This is a genomic window from Mycobacterium sp. 1165178.9, assembly GCF_001673555.1.
Taxonomy (GTDB): domain Bacteria; phylum Actinomycetota; class Actinomycetes; order Mycobacteriales; family Mycobacteriaceae; genus Mycobacterium.
Map to the genome: position 1 here is coordinate 1 of NZ_LZMB01000550.1, position 17,375 is coordinate 17,375.

15 protein-coding genes and 2 pseudogenes are annotated in these 17,375 nt (G+C 70.5%); 11 read left to right on the forward strand and 6 right to left on the reverse strand.

Annotated features, from left to right (window positions below):
* Positions 1-117: 117 nt before the first annotated feature.
* Positions 118-285 (reverse strand): annotated as a pseudogene (locus A5652_RS23360) (TetR/AcrR family transcriptional regulator); the annotation flags it as partial.
* A 93-nt stretch (positions 286-378) separates the two neighbouring features.
* Between A5652_RS23360 and A5652_RS23365 the strand changes: the two are divergent.
* From A5652_RS23365 to A5652_RS23375, 3 genes are all read left to right on the forward strand, one after another.
* Positions 379-1,509, forward strand: coding sequence for a DUF3152 domain-containing protein (locus A5652_RS23365; protein ID WP_067357497.1), 1,131 nt, complete (start codon positions 379-381; stop codon positions 1,507-1,509).
* A 127-nt stretch (positions 1,510-1,636) separates the two neighbouring features.
* Complete coding sequence (gene moeZ, locus A5652_RS23370; RefSeq protein WP_067357501.1) at positions 1,637-2,821, forward strand: adenylyltransferase/sulfurtransferase MoeZ; 1,185 nt, start codon at positions 1,637-1,639, stop codon at positions 2,819-2,821.
* A gap of 35 nt (positions 2,822-2,856) precedes the next feature.
* Positions 2,857-3,711, forward strand: a complete 855-nt coding sequence (locus tag A5652_RS23375; RefSeq protein ID WP_067357504.1) for a TIGR02569 family protein — start codon at positions 2,857-2,859, stop codon at positions 3,709-3,711.
* Here the strand turns inward: A5652_RS23375 and A5652_RS23380 are convergent.
* Genes A5652_RS23380 through A5652_RS23390 form a run of 3 tightly spaced genes read right to left on the reverse strand, consistent with a single transcriptional unit; the run spans position 3,708 to position 5,053 of the window.
* Positions 3,708-4,016, reverse strand: a complete 309-nt coding sequence (locus A5652_RS23380) for an MGMT family protein (RefSeq protein WP_067357508.1) — start codon at positions 4,014-4,016, stop codon at positions 3,708-3,710. The two genes, A5652_RS23375 and A5652_RS23380, sit on opposite strands and share 4 nt — an antisense overlap.
* A 2-nt stretch (positions 4,017-4,018) precedes the next feature.
* Entirely contained in the window at positions 4,019-4,804 is a 786-nt protein-coding gene (locus tag A5652_RS23385; RefSeq protein WP_067357511.1) for an alpha/beta fold hydrolase, read from the reverse strand.
* 45 nt (positions 4,805-4,849) lie between these two features.
* Positions 4,850-5,053 (reverse strand): hypothetical protein, encoded by a 204-nt coding sequence (locus A5652_RS23390; RefSeq protein ID WP_067357514.1) that lies wholly within the window; start codon positions 5,051-5,053, stop codon positions 4,850-4,852.
* Positions 5,054-5,121: 68 nt separating this feature from the next.
* Between A5652_RS23390 and A5652_RS27895 the strand changes: the two genes are divergently transcribed.
* From A5652_RS27895 to nudC, 5 genes are all read left to right on the forward strand, one after another.
* Entirely contained in the window at positions 5,122-5,262 is a 141-nt protein-coding gene (locus A5652_RS27895; RefSeq protein WP_156745508.1) for a hypothetical protein, read from the forward strand.
* Positions 5,263-5,406: 144 nt separating this feature from the next.
* Positions 5,407-8,529: an ATP-dependent DNA helicase gene (locus tag A5652_RS23395; protein ID WP_067357518.1), complete on the forward strand. Its 3,123-nt coding sequence runs from the start codon at positions 5,407-5,409 to the stop codon at positions 8,527-8,529.
* Positions 8,517-11,864, forward strand: coding sequence for an ATP-dependent DNA helicase (locus A5652_RS23400; protein WP_197514080.1), 3,348 nt, complete (start codon positions 8,517-8,519; stop codon positions 11,862-11,864). Before A5652_RS23395 ends, A5652_RS23400 begins: the two co-directional genes overlap by 13 nt.
* 94 nt (positions 11,865-11,958) lie before the next feature.
* A complete protein-coding gene (locus A5652_RS23405) occupies positions 11,959-13,029 on the forward strand; it encodes a TrkA family potassium uptake protein (RefSeq protein ID WP_067357521.1) in 1,071 nt (356 codons plus the stop codon).
* Positions 13,029-13,961: an NAD(+) diphosphatase gene (gene nudC, locus A5652_RS23410; protein WP_067357525.1), complete on the forward strand. Its 933-nt coding sequence runs from the start codon at positions 13,029-13,031 to the stop codon at positions 13,959-13,961. Before A5652_RS23405 ends, nudC begins: the two co-directional genes overlap by 1 nt.
* Before the next feature lie 9 nt (positions 13,962-13,970).
* Here the strand turns inward: nudC and mrx1 are convergent, their stop codons facing one another.
* Positions 13,971-14,225, reverse strand: a complete 255-nt coding sequence (mrx1, locus tag A5652_RS23415) for a mycoredoxin Mrx1 (RefSeq protein ID WP_067357528.1) — start codon at positions 14,223-14,225, stop codon at positions 13,971-13,973.
* A 171-nt stretch (positions 14,226-14,396) separates the two neighbouring features.
* Between mrx1 and A5652_RS23420 the strand changes: the two genes are divergently transcribed.
* From A5652_RS23420 to A5652_RS23425, 3 genes are all read left to right on the forward strand, one after another.
* Positions 14,397-16,508: an ATP-dependent DNA helicase UvrD2 gene (locus A5652_RS23420; protein ID WP_197514078.1), complete on the forward strand. Its 2,112-nt coding sequence runs from the start codon at positions 14,397-14,399 to the stop codon at positions 16,506-16,508.
* A 91-nt stretch (positions 16,509-16,599) separates the two neighbouring features.
* Positions 16,600-16,776, forward strand: a complete 177-nt coding sequence (locus A5652_RS28215) for a hypothetical protein (protein WP_197514079.1) — start codon at positions 16,600-16,602, stop codon at positions 16,774-16,776.
* Between the two features lie 137 nt (positions 16,777-16,913).
* On the forward strand, positions 16,914-17,186 hold the full coding sequence (locus A5652_RS23425; protein WP_067357534.1) for a WhiB family transcriptional regulator: 273 nt from the start codon (positions 16,914-16,916) through the stop codon (positions 17,184-17,186).
* A gap of 11 nt (positions 17,187-17,197) precedes the next feature.
* On the opposite strand, the pseudogene A5652_RS27900 reads toward A5652_RS23425, so the two are convergent.
* Positions 17,198-17,375, reverse strand: a pseudogene (locus tag A5652_RS27900) (AarF/ABC1/UbiB kinase family protein); the annotation flags it as partial.

The window sequence follows — 17,375 nt, forward strand, 5'->3', positions numbered from 1 at the left end:
CCCGCGGTACCGGGGGCCGGCCGCCGATAATCAGATGAGGAATCGATGAGCGAACTCGCCAAGGTGCCGGCGCGGCGCGCCGTCAGATCGGCTGACCGCGGCCGGCCGGCAGACGGAGCCGCGGTCGACGAACACGTCGCTGGCGACGATGAGCAATTGGCCGCGCCGCTCGTCGCGGGGCAACCGGTTGCCCCGCCGGTTCGAAACCGCGGCTCCGTCTGCCGGCCGGCCGCGGTCAGCCGATCTGACGGCGCGCCGCGCCGGCACCTTGGCGAGTTCGCTCATCGATTCCTCATCTGATTATCGGCGGCCGGCCCCCGGTAACGCGGGGTCAGCCGCTCGCAGCCCGTGGAAGGTACCTTACTACCCGAGGAGTCGATGCGGCCGTCATCGCGGTCGTCTCCGCAGGCAGAAGCGGTGTCGGACGGCGCATTCGGGCGCGCCACGGTTCGCGCCGGTCGGTGGCTGTGTAATCCTGGGGAAATGACTTCCCCCCGGCCGCCGCGCAGCACAGGCCGCGTGCCGGTGTTACGCGACGAGTGGCGAGAGCCGCTGCGGGCGCTGCGCGACCCCCTCGCGCGGGAAGCCGGGCGGGCGCGGGCCGACCGCGAGCGGCCGCGGCAATGGCGCAAACAAACCTGGCTGGGGCGGTTCGTCTCCACCTATGGGTGGCGCGCGTACGCCCTGCCCGTCTTGGTGGTGCTCACCGCGGTGGTCATGTATCAGACGGTGACAGGCACCGGTGCGCCCAAGCCGACGGCCAGCCGGCCCATCCAGAGCCCGCCGGCGATCGGAGCGGTGGGTACGACGATCATCGACGCCCCGCCGCGCGGGCTCGCCGCGTTCGACGCCAACCTGCCGGCCGGGACCCTGCCCGACGGCGGCCCGTTCACCGAAGCGGGCGACAAGACGTGGCACGTCGTGCCGGGCGCCACCCCCCAGCTCGGTCAGGGCACCGCAAAGGTGTTCAGGTACACCGTCGAAGTGGAGAACGGCATCGACCCGACCATGTTCGGCGGCGACGACGCCTTCGCCCAGATGGTGGACCAGACGCTGGGCAATCCGAAGGGCTGGACGCACAATCCGCAGTTCGCGTTCATCCGGATCGACAACGGTAAGCCCGACTTTCGGATCTCGTTGGTGTCGCCTGTCACGGTGCGCGAGGGCTGCGGCTACGAGTTCCGGCTTGAAACCTCTTGTTACAACCCGGTTTTCGGCGCCAACCGCGAGGCGCGGGTCTTCCTCAACGAGGCCCGCTGGATCCGGGGAGCCGTGCCGTTCGAGGGGGACGTCGGGTCCTACCGGCAGTACGTGATCAACCACGAGGTCGGCCACGCCATCGGATACCTGCACCACGAGCCGTGCGAGCAGCAGGGCGCCCTGGCGCCGGTGATGATGCAGCAGACGTTCTCGACGTCGAACAACGACGCCGCCCAGTTCGACCCGGACGTCGTCAAGGCCGACGGGAAGACCTGCCGGTTCAATCCCTGGCCGTACCCGATCGCCTAGCGCGCGCAGCGGCGTGGACAAGGCGGGCAAATCGCCTAGCGCGCCGGCGCGCGTTGCCGCGCCCCCGGCGGGCTGCTGTGATGGTGGTAGACGCTTTCCGCTAGGCCAACCGAGGAGATGTTTCGCAGTGTTGACGCCGCTGCCGCCTTTGGTGGCGCCCGCAGATCACCTGAGTGGCGACGAGGTGGCCCGCTACAGCCGTCACCTGATCATCCCCGGCCTGGGCCCCGAGGGGCAGAAGCGGCTCAAGAACGCCCGGGTGCTGGTGATCGGCGCGGGCGGGCTCGGCGCGCCGACCTTGCTCTATCTGGCGGCGGCCGGCGTGGGCACGATCGGCATCGTCGATTTCGATGTGGTCGACGAGTCGAATTTGCATCGTCAGATCATCCACGGGGTGGCCGACGTGGGACGGTCCAAGGCCCAGTCGGCGCGCGAGTCCATCGCCGCCATCAACCCGCTCGTCGACGTGCGGCTGCACGAGTTCCGCCTGGACTCGACCAACGCCGTCGAGTTGTTCGGCTCCTATGACCTGATCGTGGACGGCACCGACAACTTCGCGACCCGGTATCTGGTCAACGACGCGGCGGTGCTGGCCAAGAAGCCCTATGTATGGGGGTCGATCTACCGCTTTGAGGGCCAGGTCTCGGTGTGCTGGGAGGACGCGCCGGACGGGCGCGGACTCAACTATCGCGACCTCTACCCAGAACCTCCGCCGCCCGGGTCCGTCCCCTCCTGCGCCGAGGGCGGCGTGCTGGGCATCGTCTGCGCCTCGATCGCCTCGGTGATGAGCACCGAAGTGATCAAACTCATCACCGGGATCGGCGACTCTCTGCTGGGCCGGTTGATGATCTACGACGCGCTGGAGATGACGTACCGCACCATCGCGATCCGCCGCGACCCGTCGGACGCGTCCCGGCCGACGATCACCGAGCTCGTCGACTACGAGCAGTTCTGCGGTGTGGCGCCCCAGCCCTCGGCGCACGACGACGCGTCGGCCATCACCCCGCGGGAGTTGCGCGACTGGCTGGATTCCGGCAAGAAGCTGGCCCTGATCGACGTGCGCGAGCCGGTGGAGTTCGACATCGTGCACATCGAAGGGGCCCAGCTGATTCCGCAGTCGTTGATCAATTCCGGCGAGGGTCTGGCAAAGCTGCCGCAGGACCGCCCGCCGGTGCTGTACTGCAAAACGGGAGTGCGCTCGGCCCAGGCGCTGGCGGTGTTGCGTAGGGCCGGGTTCGCCGATGCGGTGCATTTGCAGGGCGGGATCGTGGCATGGGCGCAGCAGATGCAACCCGACATGATCATGTACTGACTCAGAACGCCTGCCGGACTCGTTAGAGTACCGGTGTGACAGTTGAGCCACCGCCGGATCATGTGCTGTCGGCGTTTGGCTTGGCCGGCGTAAAACCCGTCTATCTGGGTGCGAGCTGGGAGGGCGGCTTCCGTTGCGGCGAAGTGGTCTTGTCGCTGGTGGCCGACAACGCGCGTGCGTCCTGGTCCGCCCGGGTCCGCGAAACCCTGTTCGTCGATGGGGTCCGGCTGGCGCGGCCGGTCCGTTCCACCGACGGGCGCTACGTCGTTTCCGGGTGGCGGGCGGACACCTTCGTGGCCGGGACGCCGGAGCCCCGCCATGACGAAGTCGTCTCCGCGGCGGTACGCCTGCATGAGGCGACGGGCAAACTGGACCGCCCGCGCTTTCTGACCCAGGGACCCGCCGCGCCGTGGGGCGACGTCGACATCTTCATCGCCGCCGATCGGGCGGCCTGGGAGGAACGGCCGTTGGCTTCGGTGCCCCCGGGTGCCAGGGTGGCCCCCCCGCTGGCGGACGCCGAGCGCTCGGTGGAGCTGATCCACCAGCTCGCCACGTTGCGCAAGCCGACCAAGAGCCCCAACCAGCTGGTTCACGGAGACCTTTACGGCACAGTGCTTTTCGTCGGCACCGCTGCGCCGGGAATCACCGACATCACCCCGTACTGGCGACCCGCCTCGTGGGCGGCCGGCGTGGTCGTCATCGACGCGCTGTCTTGGGGAGAGGCCGACGACGGCCTGATCGAGCGCTGGAACGCCCTGCCGGAATGGCCGCAGATGTTGTTGCGGGCGTTGATGTTTCGGCTCGCGGTTCACGCGCTGCACCCGCGATCCACCGCCGAGGCTTTCCCCGGCCTGGCCCGCACCGCGGCGCTGGTCCGGCTGGTGCTCTAGGGCCCGTCGGAAAACTCGTAGCGAACCTCGTGCAGCGCGATTCTGCCGTCGGTCGCCAGCACGCCTTCGGCACGCAGCAACTCCAACTGCCGGGTCGTCAGGTGGCGCGCCGGGCGCCCGGAGGCGGTGATCACCCGGTGCCAGGGCAGGTCCGAGGAGTCCGTCCGCATGATCCAACCGACGATGCGGGGGCTGGAAAGCCCTGCGACAGTGGCGATGTCGCCATAAGTGGCGACCCGGCCGGACGGGATCGCGGCGACCAGGGCGCGCACCCGCTCGACCTGCTCGTCGGTCACCGGCGCCACGGTCAGCGGCCTTCCAGCAGCTCGCGGGTCAGCGCGGCGACTTCGTCGGGCTGGGCGTAGGGCACCATATGGTTGCAGTCGAAATCCAGCAGCCGGAAGTCCGATCCCAACCGCTGCGTCAAGCCGTCGACCAGCTCGTCGGTGACATAGGGCGGGGCGGTCCGCTTGGCTCGCACCAGAACGGTCGGGGTCTTCGCCGGCGGCAGCACGGCGTCGCGGGCCAGCTCGCTCCAGTACGACATCATCGCCGGCAGGCTGACCCGCCAGCCGTAGCGCCCGCCGGGCAGCGCGATCAGATGCTCGTCGATCTCGACGTCGAGCAGCGCGGGTTCCACGTCGGACCAGGAGCCGTGCACCTTTTCCATCCGTGCCTCCTCGGCGGTCGGATAGTCGGGCGAGGACAGCATCGCTTCGGCGATCTGGCGCATCCATGCGCCGTCCAGCCCGACCGCCGGGTCGAGCAGCAGCAGCCCCGCCACCCGATCGGGGCGCGCCGCGGCCAGGTGCATCGCGAGCCCGCCGCCGAACGAGTGACCCACGATCACCACGGGCGTGTCGGGCTGCTCGTCGAGCAGCGCGGTCAGCGCCGCGACGTTGGCGTCGATGGTCCACGGCGCGTCCCAGGAAGACCGGCCGTGGCCGACCAGATCCGGTGCGGCGAGGCCGATCCCGGGCAGTAAGCCGGACAGATGCCGCCAGCGCTGGCCGTGGCCGGTCAATCCGTGCAACGCCAGGACCTGTGCTGGACCGGACGGCCCGTAGCGGTGCACATGCAGCTTTGCGGTCACGCGTCGATGGTGCCAGGCGCCACTATCGGGAGCGGCGGGCGGTCCTCACCGGTCGTCGTCCCGATCGTCCTCGGTGGAGACGATGTAGGCCTGCTCGATCACGTCGGCCTCGTTGGCCTCCCGGTCCCCGGCGGCCACGTAGTCGATGTCCAGACCGGTCTCGTCATCGGAATCCGCGGGCCGCAGTTGTTCCACCGCGTCACCCTCGGGCGCGTCGTCGATGGGAAAGCCGCGTTCGTCGTCCTGCATGGTCTTCAACTACTCCTTCCGGCCTTCGTTCGCTCGCCCTCCAGGGTAGGTGCCCGACCATCGGGGTGGTGACGTTCCTGGTCGCGCTGGCGGTCGTGGTCGGTGGCGTGGTGGGTGGCATCGCGCTGATCGCGGCTCGTCTCGCGGCCCTTGGCCTCGCCGTGCTGGCCGCTACATTCGTGGTCGCCGTTGTGATCTCGTTCATTTGACCGCGCTCAGCCAGATTTTCCGCGTCGCGTTGTACCAATACGCGGTCACCGGCGAGACGGTCGGCGGGTTCGACCCCCGGCTGCTGCAGGCCGCGTTCGTCGCGCGCTAGCGGATCTGTCGGACCCTCGTGATGTCATGCCGTCATGGCCTACACGTGGGATGCCGAAGCGCACACCGTCTTAGATCCCGGTGCGCGCGGTCAGCTACGTATCCTCGGTGGGCCCGGCACCGGCAAGAGCAGCCTGCTGATCGACGCCGCGGTAGCCCAGATTGACTCCGGTGTCAACCCGGAATCGGTTCTGCTGCTTACGGGTTCGGGCCGGATCGGGATGGCCGAGCGCAGCGCGTTGACGACGGCGTTGCTGCGCTCGCGATCCACCGGGCCCGGCCGGGCTGCCGTCAGCGAGCCGCTGGTCCGGACCGTGCACGGGTACGCGTACGCGGTCTTGCGACGCGCCGCCGAACGCGCCGGCGAGGCGCCCCCGCGTCTTGTCACCAGCGCCGAGCAGGACGCCATCATCCGGGAACTGCTGGCCGGAGACCTCGAGGACGGACCGCGCGCCGCGACGGCGTGGCCGGCCCAGCTGCGGCCCGCGCTGAGCACCGCCGGCTTCGCGACCGAGCTCCGGAACCTGTTGGCCCGCTGCGCCGAACGCGGCGTGGATCCCAATGAGCTGGAGCGGCTCGGACGTCGTTGCGGGCGGCCTGAATGGAGCGCCGCCGGCCAATTCGCGCGCCAGTACGAACAGGTGATGCTGCTGCGCGCGGCCGTGGGCACCGCCGCGCCGGAGGCGACCACACCGGCGCTTGGCGCCGCCGAATTGGTCGGCGCCGCACTCGAAGCGTTCGCCGTCGACCCCGAGTTGCTGTCGGCCGAACGCGGCCGGATTCGCGTGTTGTTGATTGACGACGCCCAGCAACTCGATCCGCAGGCGGCGCGCCTGGTTCGGGTGCTCGCGGCGGGCTCCGAGCTGGCGCTGATCGCCGGGGATCCCAACCAGGCGGTGTTCGGCTTCCGGGGCGGCGAACCCGCAGGGTTGCTCGGCGGTGACGCACCCCCGGTGACCCTGACGACGTCGCACCGCTGCGCGCCCGCCGTGGCGCGCGCGGTCAGCGGGATCGCCGGCCGGTTACCCGGCGGTCGGCGGATCGACGGTGCCGGTGTAGGGGAGGGATCCGTCACGGTGCGCCGGGCCGCGTCGGCGCACGCCGAGGCGGCGACCATCGCCGACGCGCTGCGACGCGCACACCTCATCGACGGCGTGCCCTGGTCGCAGATGGCGGTCATCGTCCGGTCGGTGCCGCGGGCCGGCGCGCGATTGCCGCGCGCGCTGGCCGCCGCCGGAGTGCCGGTGGCCGCACCCGCCGTACCCGGGCCACTGTCCGCGGAGCCCGCGGCACGCGCCCTGCTCACCGTGCTGCTCGCCACCGCCGACGGGCTGGACGGGCAGCAGGCGCTGGCGTTGCTGACCGGCCCCATCGGTCGTGTCGATCCGGTTTCGTTACGCCGGCTGCGCCGAACGCTGCAGCGCGCCAACCCCGGTCGCGCACCGGAGGATTTCGCCGACCTGTTGGTCGAGGCGCTGTCCGCTGACGTGCCGCTGCCGGGGCCGCAATTCGCCCCACTGCGCAAGGTCCGCGCGGTGCTGGGCGCGGCATCGCGCTCGCATGCCGCCGGCGACGACCCCCGCTACACCCTGTGGGCCGCCTGGCACCGGTCCGGGCTGCAGCGCCGCTGGCTCTCGGTGAGCGAGCGCGGCGGCCCCGCCGCGGCGCAGGCCACCCGGGACCTCGAATCAGTGACCGCGTTGTTCGAGGTCACCGACGACTACGTGGCGCGCACCTCGGGTGCTTCGTTGCGCGGTCTGGTCGAGCACATCGCGTCGCTGGCGCTGCCGAGTGCCGCCCCCGAGCCGGTGGCCGCGGCCGAGCAGGTCAGAGTGCTCAGCGCGCACGCCGCGCTGGGGCACGAATGGGATTTCGTGGTCATCGCCGGATTGCAGGATGGCTTGTGGCCCAACACCGTTCCGCGTGGTGGCGTCCTGGCTACCCAGCGGCTGCTGGACGTGCTGGATGGGGTCGGCGCGGATGCCTCGGTGCGGGCGCCGCTGCTGGCCGAGGAGCGCAGGCTGCTGGTGGCGGCGATGGGCCGGGCCCGGCGCAGGCTTCTGGTGACGGCCGTCGACAGCGACACCGGTGGGGCCGGTGGTGTGGAGACCGCGCTCCCGTCGGTGTTCTTCACCGAGATCGCGCAGTGGGCCGGCGACGACACCGATAGCGAACCGGTCTCGGCGCCGCGGGTGTTGTCCGCGGCCGCGCTGGTGGGCCGGCTGCGCGGCGTGGTGTGCGCGCCCGTCGGGGCGGTGGACGAGCGTGCCCGCGGCTGCGCGGCAACGCAATTGGCCCGGCTGGCCAAAGCCGGCGTACCCGGCGCCGACCCGACCGGATGGCACGGTTTGACCTCGATCAGCACCAACGAACCGCTGCGCGACAGCGGCGACGTGGCCACTTTGACGCCGTCGACCATGCAGACACTCAACGAGTGCCCGCTGCGCTGGCTCGCCGAGCGGCACGGCGGATCCGACCCGCGCGACGTGCGCTCGGCGATCGGGTCGGTGGTGCACGCCCTGATCGCCGAACCGCACCGGAGCGAATCGGAATTGCTGGCCGAGCTGGATCGCGCCTGGAAGCATCTGCCCTTTGCGGCGCAATGGCATTCGGCCAACGAGCTGGCCCGGCACCGCGCCATGCTGGAGGCGTTCATCGAGTGGCGGGCGCAGACCCGGGGCGCGCTGACCGAGGTCGGCGTCGAAGTCGAGATCGACGGGACCGTGGCCACCGAGGGCGGCGGCGAGGTGCGACTGCGTGGCAGGGTCGACCGGCTGGAGCGCGATGCCGCCGGGCGGCTGGTGATCGTCGACATCAAAACCGGCAAGACACCGGTCAGCAAGGACGATGCGCAACAACACGCCCAGCTGGCCATGTATCAGCTGGCGGTGGCCGAGGGCCTGGTCGGCGACGGGACCGACAATGTCGAGCCCGGCGGCGCGCGGCTGGTGTACCTCGGCAAGACCGGGGCGTCCGGAGTGGCCGAACGCGAACAGGATCCGCTGACCGCCACCGGCGGAGAGGAATGGCGCGGGGTCATCGCGCGTGCGGCCGGCGCGACGTTCGGGCCACAGTTCATCGCGCGCCGCAACGACGGCTGCACACACTGTCCCGTCCGGCCGAACTGCCCCGCCCACGCCGACGGATCCTCGCGGTGACCCCGCCGCGCTATACCCCCGCCGAATTGGCCGGCGCGCTAGGGCTTTTCCCACCGACCGATGAGCAGGCCGCCGTCATCGCCGCGCCGCCGGGGCCGCTGGTGGTCATCGCCGGTGCCGGGGCCGGCAAAACCGAGACCATGGCCGCGCGGGTGGTGTGGCTGATCGCCAACGGCTACGCCGCGCCCGACGAGGTGCTCGGATTGACGTTCACCCGCAAGGCGGCCGGCCAGCTGCTGCGCCGCGTCCGGTCCCGGCTGGCCCGGTTGGCCGGTGTCGGCCTAAGAGCGCCGAGCGCTGCCGGCGATGCGGCCGTCGACACCGCCGGCGATGCGGCCGTCGACACCGACGGCGCGCCGACGGTCAGCACCTACCACGCTTTCGCAGGCTCGTTGCTGCGCGACTATGGGCTGTTGCTGCCCGTCGAACCGGACAGCCGGCTGCTCGGCGAAACCGAGTTGTGGCAGCTGGCTTTCGACGTGGTGAACACGTATCCCGGGGAACTGCGGACCGACAAGACCCCCGCGGCGGTCACCTCGATGGTGCTGCGGCTGTGGGGACAACTGGCCGAACACCTGGTGGACACCGGCCAGCTGCGCGACACCCACGTGGAGCTGGAGCGGCTCATCCACTCACTGCCCGCCGGTCCCTACCAGCGGGACCGCGGCCCCAGCCAATGGCTGCTGCGGCTGCTGGCCACCCAGACCGAGCGCACCGAACTGGTGGCATTGCTCGACGCGCTCAACGACCGCATGCGCGCCGCCAAGGCGATGGACTTCGGGATGCAGATGGCCTCGGCGGCCAGGCTCGCGGCGACGTTCCCACAGGTCGGCGAGGAGCTGCGTAGCCGCTACCGGGTGGTACTTCTCGACGAATATCAGGACACCGGGCACGCCCAACGCATCGCTCTTTCAGCACTATTCGGCGGCGGAGTGGACGACGGGCTGGCGCTCACCGCCGTCGGCGACCCCATTCAATCGATCTACGGCTGGCGTGGCGCCTCGGCGACCAACCTGCCGCGGTTCACCACCGACTTCCCCCGATCCGACGGCACCCCCGCCCCAATTCTTGAGTTGCGCACCAGCTGGCGCAATCCGCCGCGGACCCTGCGGGTGGCCAATGCGGTCTCGGCGGAGGCGCGGCGGCGCTCGGTGGCCGTGCACGCGTTGCGCCCGCGCCCGGATGCCCCGCCCGGCACCGTCCGCTGCGCCTTGCTGCCCGACGTGACGGCCGAGCGGGAGTGGATCGCCGACCAGCTCGACGCGCAGTACCGCCAGGCCCGCGACGAGGGCGTCGGGCCGCCGACGGCCGCGGTGTTGGTGCGCCGCAACGCCGATGCCGCGCCCATCGCCGACGCGTTGCGCGCCCGCGGCATCCCCGTCGAGGTTGTCGGGCTGGCCGGGCTCCTGGCCATCCCAGAGGTCGCCGAGGTGGTGGCCATGCTGAGACTGGTTGCCGATCCGACGGCCGGCGCGGCGGCGATGCGGGTGCTGACCGGGTCACGCTGGCGCCTCGGTGCCCGCGACCTCGCGGCGCTGTGGCAGCGTGCGCGTGCGCTCGGCGGGGCCGCGCCGGCGGCCGAGGCGTCCTCGCCCGAGTCGATCGCGAGGGCGGCCGGCCCCGACGCCGACACCGTATGCCTGGCCGACGCGATCGCCGATCCCGGTGCGGCCGAGGCATATTCGGCTCCCGGGTATCAGCGCGTCACCGCGCTGGCCGCCGAACTGAGTGCGCTGCGTGCCCACCTCGGACACCCGCTGGCGGATCTGGTCGCCGAGGTGCGCCGTGTGCTGGGCATCGACTGCGAAGTCCGGGCTGCGGCGGGGGTGGGCGCCGGCTGGGCCGGCACCGAGCACCTGGATGCGTTCGCCGACGTCGTCGCCGGTTACGCGGAACGCACCGATCCCGTGCACGGGCCGGCGGACGGCTCTGGCTCGACGTCGGTGGCCGGCCTGCTGGCATTCCTCGACGTCGCGGAGACGGTCGAAAACGGCTTGGCGCCAGCTTCATTGACGGTCGCCCGCGACCGCGTCCAAGTGCTTACCGTGCACTCCGCGAAGGGGCTGGAATGGCAGGTCGTGGCGGTGGCGCACTTGTCCGGCGGCACCTTCCCGTCGACGGCGTCGAAGAGCACCTGGCTCACCGACGCCGCCGAGCTGCCGCCGTTGTTGCGCGGCGACCGTGCGGCCGCCGGCGCGCTGGGTATCCCGGTGATGGAAACCTCGGACGTCAGCAACCGAAAGCAGCTGTCGGACAAGATCTCCGAGCACCGGCGCCAGCTCGAACAGCGGCGCATCGACGAGGAGCGGCGGCTGTTGTACGTGGCCATCACGCGGGCCGAGGACACGCTGCTGGTGTCCGGGCACCACTGGGGGGCCACCGGCATCAAGCCCCGCGGGCCGTCGGACTTCCTGTGCGAAATCAAGGCCGTGATCGACGATTCGGCCGCGGCCGGCGACCCTTGCGGGACCGTGGAGCATTGGGCGGACCCGCCCGCCGACGGTGAACGAAATCCGCTACGCGACAACGTGGTCGAAGCGGTATGGCCGCCCGACCCGCTGGCGCGTCGGCGCGACGACGTCGAGCACGGCGCCGCCCTGGTGAGGCAGGCGCTGCTGGCCGATACCACCGAGCCGGGCGTCGATGTGGACGGCTGGGCCGCCGACGTCGACGCGCTGCTGGCCGAGCGCGCCCGGTCGATGCGGCCGACGCTCCGCGCAATGCCCGGCCAGTTGTCGGTCAGCTCGCTGGTCGGGCTGGCGCGCGACCCGGCGGGCACCGCGCAGCGGTTGGCGTATCGGTTGCCGTCTCGACCGGAACCGCACGCGTTGCTGGGCAATGCCTTTCATGCGTGGATTCAGAAATTCTATGGCGCCGAATGTCTGTTCGAGCTAGGCGATCTGCCCGGCGCGGCGGACTCCGACACGGGTGATCCCGCGGAACTGACCGCACTTCAGGATGCCTTCAACGAATCGCCTTGGGCTGCAAGAATTCCCGTGGCCGTTGAGGTGCCGTTCGAAATGCCGATCGGTGACACACTGGTACGCGGACGAATCGATGCCGTCTTCGCCGATCCCGACGGGGGTGCCACCGTCGTGGACTGGAAGACCGGTGAACCACCGCGAGGGCCGGAAGCGATGCGGCAGGCCGCCGTCCAGCTGGCCGTGTACCGGCTGGCCTGGGCGGCGTTGGCCGGCATCCCGGAATCCTCGGTGCGCACCGCTTTCTATTACGTGCGTGCCCACACCACCGTGATCCCCGACGAGCTGCCGAGCGAAGCCGAGGTGGCGGGATTGCTGATGGATCCGGACGGCGACCGTCGGGTCCGGGTGTGACGTGGGCCGCCCGAGTATTGGTGGAGCTGTGGCCGTGGTTACATAAGACCCGTGCGTGTCTGGTGCGCAAAGGGTAAGCCGATGACGGGCCGCCGTGGGCAACGGTAGGTCCCGAAGGCTGAGCGGTCTGGACGAAACCCTTACTGCTCAGCGCGGTCACCAGCTGATCGGCGTGGTGCGCATCCCCGAGGAGCATGCCAGCCCCATCCGCGTCATCACCCGCCGCCTGGCCATCGCGCTCGTGGTGCTGTTCGCCGCGGCGCTCATCGTCTACCTCGATCGCGACGGTTACCGTGATGTCCGCAACGAACCGCTGACATTCCTGGACTGCGTGTATTTCTCCGCGGTGTCCCTGTCGACCACCGGCTACGGCGACATCACGCCGTACACCGAAACCGCGCGTCTGGTGCACACCCTGATCTTCACCGCGATGCGGATCGCGTTTTTGGCCGTGTTGGTCGGCACCACGCTCGAAGTGCTTTCCGAGCGATCCCGCCACGGGTGGAAGATTCAGCGTTGGAGGAGCAGAGTGCGCAACCACACCATCGTGATCGGTTACGGGACCAAGGGGAAAACGGCGGTCGCCGCGATCCTCGGCGACGAGACCGTTCAGACCGAGGTCGTCGTCGTCGACACCGATCGCAGCACGCTCGAGCACGCCGAAAGTGCGGGCCTGGTCACGCTGCACGGTGACGCCACCAAAGCCGACGTGCTGCGGCTGGCCGGCGCCCAGCATGCGGCGTCCATCATCGTCGCGACGAGCCGCGACGACACTGCGGTGCTGGTGACGCTGACGGCGCGCGAGATCGCACCCAACGCCAAGATCGTCGCCTCGATCCGGGAGACCGAGAACCAGCACCTCCTGCAGCAGTCGGGCGCGGACTCGGTGGTGGTGTCCTCGGCCACCGCCGGGCGGCTCCTCGGGCTCGCGACCACCACGCCCAGCGTCGTGGAGATGATCGAGGATCTGCTGACCCCCGACGCCGGGCTGGCCATCGCCGAGCGTGAGGTAGAGCAGACTGAAGTCGGCGGATCGCCTCGGCACCTGCGCGACACCGTGCTCGGCGTCGTGCGCGACGGCCACCTGCTGCGCATCGGCGCACCGGAAGTGGATGCCATCGAGGCCAACGACCGACTGCTCTACATCCGAAACGCCGACCACTGATGGCGATAGCGGACTTTCAGCTGCGCAGCGTCCCGCTGCTGTCGCGGGTGGGGGCCGACCGCGCCGATCAGCTGCGCACCGACGTCGAGGCCGCCACCGCGGGCTGGGCGGACGCGGCGCTGCTGCGGGTGGATTCGCGCAATCAGGTGCTGGTCGCCAATGGCCGCGTGGTGCTCGGCGCCGCCGCCGAAATCGGCGACAAGCCTCCGTCGGAGGCCGTGTTTCTGGGGCGCCTTGAGGACGGCCGTCACGTCTGGGGCGTTCGCGGGACGCTGCAGGCTCCGGAGGACCCCGACGCGCACGCAGAGGTGGTGAACCTGCGCAGCCTCGGCCCGATCTTCGACGACACCAGCAGTCAGCTGGTGTCCGCGGCCGTCGCCCTGCTGAACTGGCATGAGAAGGCTCGTTTCAGCCCCGAGGACGGCTCACCGACGAGACCGGCCCGGGCGGGCTGGGCACGCGTCAACCCGGTGACCGGTCACGAGGAATACCCGCGGATCGACCCGGCGGTGATCTGCCTCGTCCACGACGGCGGTGACCACGCGGTGCTGGCCCGCCAGGCGGTGTGGCCGGAGCGGATGTTCTCGCTCCTGGCCGGATTCGTCGAGGCCGGCGAATCTTTCGAGGTGTGCGTGGCTCGAGAGATCCGCGAGGAGATCGGCCTGACGGTCCGCGACGTGCGATACCTGGGCAGTCAGCCGTGGCCGTTCCCGCGTTCGCTGATGGTCGGCTTCCACGCCGTTGCCGACCCGGGCGAAGAATTCTCGTTCAACGACGGCGAGATCGCCGAGGCCGCCTGGTTCACGCGCGACGAGGTGCGCGCCGCCCTGGCGGAAGGGGACTGGTCCAGCACGTCGGAATCGAATCTGCTGCTGCCCGGGTCGATTTCGATCGCCCGCGTGATCATCGAATCCTGGGCCGCGATCGACTGACCGGGCGCTTTAGTCGCCGGCCTCGGCCAGCTTCGCCTTCACTTCGGCGGCGCTCGGGTTGGTCAGCGTCGACCCGTCGGCGAACTTCACCGTCGGAACCGTCCGGTTGCCGCCGTTGACCGAGCTGACGAAATCAGCGGCCGCCGGGTCGTGTTCGATGTCGACCGCCTCGTAGGGAATCCCGTTGGACTTCAGCACCGTCATGAGCCGATGGCAGTAACCGCACCAGGAGGTCGTGTAGACGGTGAGCGGGGCAGAGGTCATAGTCCGTTAACGTAGCCCGGCGAGGATGCATTCCGCGCCGGGGGTGCCCCCAGGTCGCGAAGCGAGATGCACCATGAGATCCGCCGACTCGCCGGGGCGACACGCCAGTCCCGCCGATTAGGGCGTGGCGATGCGCCGGGTTTGTCGGCGACCGCTGCCAAGATGGACGCCATGCCGACGGTCGCGGATCCATTGACCGCCGGGCTGGACGACGAGCAGCGCGAGGCCGTGCTGGCTCCCCGCGGCCCGGTGTGCGTGCTGGCGGGCGCCGGAACGGGAAAGACCCGCACCATCACGCACCGGATCGCCCAGCTGGTCGCCGGCGGTCACGTCGCGGCCGGCCAGGTGCTGGCCGTCACGTTCACCCAGCGGGCGGCGGGGGAGATGCGCTCGAGGTTGCGGATGATCGACGCCGCGGCGGGCGCGGACACCTCCGTCGGCGCGGTCTCGGCCCTGACGTTCCACGCGGCCGCCCACCGGCAGCTGCGTTATTTCTGGCCGCGGGTGGTCGGCGACACGGGGTGGCAGCTGCTGGACAGCAAATTCGCCGTCGTCGCCCGGGCGGCCGGCCGCGCCCGGATCAACGCCAGCACCGACGACGTGCGCGACCTGGCCGGCGAGATCGAGTGGGCCAAAGCGTCGTTGATCGGGCCGGAGGAGTACCCGGCCGCGGTGGCCGCCGCCGCGCGCGACATCCCGCTGGACGCCGCCCGGGTCGCCACCGTTTACGCCGCTTACGAGGCGCTCAAGGTCCGCGACGAGAACGTCACCCTGCTCGATTTCGACGACCTGTTGCTGCACACCGCGGCCGCGATCGAAAACGATGCCGCGGTGGCCGAGGAGTTCCGGGATCGCTACCGCTGCTTTGTCGTCGACGAATATCAGGACGTCACGCCGTTGCAGCAGCGGGTCCTGACGGCGTGGCTGGGCGATCGCGACGACCTGACGGTGGTCGGCGACGCCAACCAGACCATCTACTCGTTCACCGGGGCGTCGCCGCGGTTCCTGCTCGACTTCTCCCGCCGGTTCCCCGACGCCACCGTGGTGCGCCTGGAGCGCGACTACCGCTCCACCCCGCAGGTGGTGTCGTTGGCCAACCAGGTGATCGCGGCGGCCCGGGGCCGGGTCGCCGGCAGCAAGCTGCACCTGGTGGGTCAGCGGGCGCCGGGCCCGGCGCCGTCGTTCCACGAGCATCCCGACGAACCGGCCGAGGCCGCGGCGGTCGCGGCGTCGATCAAACGGCTCATAGAATCCGGCACCCCGCCGTCGGAGATCGCGGTGCTCTACCGGGTCAACGCTCAGTCGGAGATCTACGAGGAGGCGTTGACCGAGGCCGGCATTCCCTATCAGGTTCGCGGCGGCGAGGGATTTTTCAACCGCCAAGAGATCAAGCAGGCCCTGCTGGCGCTGCAGCGCGGTGCCGAGCGCAGCGGCGGCGGGCCGCTGCAGGAACCACTGCCCACTGCGGTCCGCGCAATCCTGGAACCGTTGGGGCTGACGGCCGAGGAACCCGTCGGCACCCGGGCCCGGGAGCGCTGGGAGGGTCTGACCGCGCTGGCCGAGCTGGTCGACGACGAGGTGGCCCAGCGACCACAGCTCGACTTCCCCCGGCTGGTGGTCGAGCTGCGGATGCGGGCCGACGCCCGGCACCCACCGGTGGTGCAGGGGGTCGCGCTGGCGTCGCTGCACGCCGCCAAGGGGCTCGAGTGGGACGCGGTGTTTCTGGTCGGACTGGCCGACGGCACGCTGCCCATCTCGCACGCGTTGGCGCACGGCGCCGAGAGCGAAGCGGTCGAGGAGGAGCGGCGGCTACTCTACGTCGGAATCACCAGGGCCCGTACACATCTGGCGCTCAGCTGGGCGCTGGCCCGCAGCCCGGGTGGGCGCCAAAGCCGCAAGCCGTCGCGGTTCCTCAACGGCATCGCGCCCCAGGCGCGGGCCGACGCGGCGCCGAACAAGTCCCGGCGTAACCGGGGCACCGCGACCCGCTGCCGGATCTGCAACAACAACCTGACCACCCCGGCAGCCGTGCTGCTGCGGCGCTGCGAGACCTGCGCCGCCGACATCGACGAGGACCTGTTGCTGCGGCTCAAGGCTTGGCGGCTGGACGTCGCCAAGGAGCAGAAGGTGCCCGCCTACGTCGTCTTCACCGACAACACGCTGATCGCGATCGCCGAGTTGCTGCCCGGCGACGAGGAGGCGCTGATCGGGATTCCCGGCATCGGCGCGCGCAAGTTGGAACAGTACGGCCCCGACGTGTTGGAACTGGTCCGCGGGCGCTGACCGGTAAACCCGCTGGTCAGAAAATCGGTTGTGGTCATCGGCGGTGACCGTTTACCCTCGAAACCGCAACTCGGCACGACGGAGAAGGAGGGTGGCCACGATGATCAACGACGCGTTCGGTGTAGGCGTGGCCCGCGCGACCCGCCCCGTCCTGGCCGCGGGTCCCTTCCATGCCGCACACGCCGCCCCGGCGGCCGCGCGTAAGCATCGCGCCGCCGCCGTGACCGACGCGTCCGTAGATGTCGGGGGCCCACCGAAGGCAAGGTAACCACCAGCCCGGTTTTCTCCCAGATGGCCACGGACCCGAAGTCAGAAGGATCCGTGGCCATAGTTGTAGGTCGGCAACTCTTCGACCTGGTCCGGATCACCGCACAGCAATCCAGATCAGGAAGTAGGTGGTAGGACATGTCGGCACCGACAGTCCCCAGACAGGCCCTGCCGTGTCATGTCGGCGATCCCGACCTGTGGTTCGCCGACACCCCGGCCGATCTCGAGCGGGCCAAGACGCTGTGCGCCGGCTGCCCGGTCCGGCGGCAATGCCTGGCCGCCGCGTTGGAACGGGCCGAACCCTGGGGCGTGTGGGGCGGCGAGATCATCGACCGCGGCTCGGTCCTGAGCTTCAAGCGGCCGCGCGGACGCCCGCGCAAGGGCCGCAGGCAGGACGGGGCCGCCGCTTAGGGCGAGTGACCCTAGACGACCGCGCTGTCGGGCTCGGCGAAGCCGGGCACCAGCTCTTCGGACAGCGCCTTGATCGGCACGTGCGCGTCGAGCTGGCACAGGATCGCGGCCACCGACATGATCACCCGCATCGGGATGACCAGTTTGGGCGGCAGGTCCATCTGGCGCGCCGTGCGGATCTGGGACACC

What these genes read in the sequence shown, in the direction of transcription:
- A5652_RS23365 (WP_067357497.1), top strand. Translation starts at nt 379, where the DNA reads ATGCGGCCGTCATCGCGGTCGTCTCCGCAGGCAGAAGCGGTGTCGGAC.
- A5652_RS23390 (WP_067357514.1), bottom strand. Translation starts at nt 5,053, where the DNA reads ATGCAGGACGACGAACGCGGCTTTCCCATCGACGACGCGCCCGAGGGT.
- A5652_RS23395 (WP_067357518.1), top strand. Translation starts at nt 5,407, where the DNA reads ATGGCCTACACGTGGGATGCCGAAGCGCACACCGTCTTAGATCCCGGT.
- nudC (WP_067357525.1), top strand. Translation starts at nt 13,029, where the DNA reads ATGGCGATAGCGGACTTTCAGCTGCGCAGCGTCCCGCTGCTGTCGCGG.
- mrx1 (WP_067357528.1), bottom strand. Translation starts at nt 14,225, where the DNA reads ATGACCTCTGCCCCGCTCACCGTCTACACGACCTCCTGGTGCGGTTAC.
- A5652_RS23420 (WP_197514078.1), top strand. Translation starts at nt 14,397, where the DNA reads ATGCCGACGGTCGCGGATCCATTGACCGCCGGGCTGGACGACGAGCAG.
- A5652_RS23425 (WP_067357534.1), top strand. Translation starts at nt 16,914, where the DNA reads ATGTCGGCACCGACAGTCCCCAGACAGGCCCTGCCGTGTCATGTCGGC.